The sequence below is a fragment of the Methylobacterium platani genome (assembly GCF_001653715.1).
In the GTDB taxonomy this organism is placed as follows: domain Bacteria; phylum Pseudomonadota; class Alphaproteobacteria; order Rhizobiales; family Beijerinckiaceae; genus Methylobacterium; species Methylobacterium platani.
In genome coordinates this window covers 1-1206 of record NZ_LWHQ01000109.1, presented here as the reverse complement: position 1 = coordinate 1206, position 1206 = coordinate 1, and the positions used below count along the sequence as shown (strand labels likewise).

Genomic DNA, 1206 nt, shown 5'->3' with positions numbered 1-1206 from the left:
GACGAGGCCGTTGCGGGTGTTCGAGCCGTCGCCCGCGATGATCGCGCTCGAGGTGCCCGAGCTGAACGGGTTGCCCGTACCGCTCGCCGTCACCGTGAGGTTGTCGGCGCCCGACTCGTTGGTCGTGGTGATCTTCAGCTGGCCCGTCGTGCTGTCCAGGGTCGCCATGGCGTTGGCCGGCGCCAGGGCGGCGTTGAGTTGGGTCAGGCTGGAGATCTGGCCTGCGCCCGTGCCGAAGGCGATGTTGACGGTGTTGCCGCTGGCGACCTTGACCGACAGCTGGGCACTCGCCAGGGGGCTGGCCGTGAAGCTCTGCGTCTTGACGCCGGCGGCGTTGGTGGTGACGGTCGTGGTGCCCTGGCCGGCCGCGTAGCTCTTGAACGCGGTGAAGCCGAGATTGGCGACCTTGGCGGTCGCGGTGCTGCCGTCGCCCAGGTTGATGGCGGTGGAGGCGTCCGCGGCGGTGAAGGTGAACTTGCGGGCCGTGGGGTCGAAGCTCGCGCTGACCGTGCCGCCGGTGGCCGTGCCGACCTTCTGGGCGAGCGAGCTCAGGGTGTCGCTCCGCGACACCGTGACGGACTGGCCGTTGACGGTGAAGCTATCACCGGCGGTGAAGCCGATCGCCGTGGCGAAGGTGGTCGCGTTGGGCGAGAACGTGCCCGTGAACGCCGCCATGCCGTTGACCACGGTGCCGCCGAGGCCGAGCGCCGTGTTGGTCGCCGAATCGACGGAGAAGGTGGCACCGTCGGAGGTGCCGACGAGCTTGATGAAGTTGGTGCTCGCGGTGGCCTGGACGCCCGAGCCGCCGGCCTTCAGCTGGGAGTTGATCGAGCTGATCAGGGTCGACTGACTGGTGTCGTCGACGCCCTTGTTGAGCGTGATGCTGACGCCGTCGATCGACAGCGTCGCGGTGTTGGCGGAGCTGAACAGGGCGGCATCGATTTGGGTGGTGCCGCTGACGTTGACGGTGCCGGTCACGGCGGCCGCGGTGCCGGAGGCGTTTGCGGTCAGGGCCGAGTCGGCCACCGCCGAGGTCGCACCGGTCGACAGCAGGTTGTTGGCGGTGGCGCCGGTCAGGGCTGTGGAGGAGATGGCAGCCTTGGCGGCGAAGGCGTTGGAGGCGCCGAGGGCCTGCTGGGCGACGGACTTGAGCTGGTCGGTCAGGCCCTGCAGCTTGGTGATGCCGGTATTGGCCGCCTGGATTGT

The 1206-nt window shown here is 69.1% G+C and carries 1 pseudogene; it reads right to left on the bottom strand.

What is annotated here, in order from left to right:
• A pseudogene (locus tag A5481_RS34885) lies at positions 1-1206 on the bottom strand (flagellar hook protein); the annotation flags it as partial.